General features: G+C 72.8%; 2 protein-coding genes. Both read left to right on the top strand.

Features of this window, described 5'->3' with window-relative positions:
• The coding region (locus AB0N07_RS52165; RefSeq protein ID WP_365848172.1) for a PLP-dependent transferase at positions 1-421 on the top strand (421 nt) is incomplete at its 5' end.
• A 3-nt stretch (positions 422-424) separates the two neighbouring features.
• Positions 425-940, top strand: a complete 516-nt coding sequence (locus AB0N07_RS52170) for a CoA-binding protein (protein ID WP_002857647.1) — start codon at positions 425-427, stop codon at positions 938-940.
• The last annotated feature ends 96 nt before the right edge of the window (positions 941-1036 follow it).

Below are 1036 nucleotides of genomic sequence, written 5' to 3' on the forward strand. Positions count from 1 at the left end.
CGTCGCCACCTGGCTGGACGAGGACCCGCGCGTCTCCTGGGTCCGCTACGCGGGGCTGCCCGACCATCCGCACCACGCCCGCGCGCAGCAGCTGCTGCCCCGGGGCGTCGGCTCGGTGTTCAGCTTCGGTGTGGTCGGCGGCCGCGAGACCGGCGCCGCGTTCATCTCCGCCCTGCAGCTGGCCAGCCACCTGGCGAACATCGGCGACGCGAAGACGCTGGTGCTGCACCCCGCCACGACGACCCATCAGCAGCTCACCGCCGATCAGCTCGTGGCCGCGGGCATCCCGGCGGACCTGATCCGCATCTCGGTGGGCATCGAGGACGTCGAGGACATCCTCTGGGACCTGGACCAGGCCCTGACCGAGGCCACCGGCCGCACCCGCGGCGGCGCCGTCGTCCCCGCAGAGCAGGAGGCCTGAGCCATGAGCACCACCCACCCCGAGCGCACCTGGACCGGCCCCGGCGCCCCCGAGCGCCTGGCGATCCTGCGGCGCACCCGCTCGATCGCGATCGTCGGCGCCTCGGACAAGCCGGCCCGTGCGTCCTACTTCGTGGCCACGTACCTGCTGAGCTCGACCACGTACGACGTCTACTTCGTCAATCCCGTGCTCGCCGCGGCCGGCAAGGAGATCCTCGGCCACCGCGTCTACGCCTCGCTGGACGACCTGCCCGTCACCCCGGACCTCGTGGAGGTGTTCCGCAAGTCCTCCGACGCCCCCGAGGTGGTGGCGGACGCCGCCCGCGTGGGCGCCCGGACCGTGTGGCTGCAGCTGGGCATCTGGAACGAGGACGCCGCGCGTCAGGCCGAGGCCGCGGGCCTGGAGATCGTCATGGATCGCTGCGTGAAGATCGAGCACGCCCGCTTCCACGGCGGGCTCAACCTCGCCGGCTTCGTCACCGGCGTGATCAGCTCACGGCGCCAGGAACTGGACCGCTAGGCGGACGACGCCCCATGTCGGGCGTCGACCGGCCCTCGTTGCGCACCCGCCCGTCGATGGCGTGGGATGGGCCCATGACCTCCGAGCTCCCCTCCC

Origin of the sequence: Streptomyces sp. NPDC051172 (genome assembly GCF_040682555.1) — a bacterium.
In the GTDB taxonomy this organism is placed as follows: Bacteria; Actinomycetota; Actinomycetes; order Streptomycetales; family Streptomycetaceae; genus Streptomyces.

Bases quoted from the DNA above. Each gene is read 5' to 3' on its own strand.
- AB0N07_RS52170 (WP_002857647.1), top strand. From the start codon at position 425: ATGAGCACCACCCACCCCGAGCGCACCTGGACCGGCCCCGGCGCCCCC.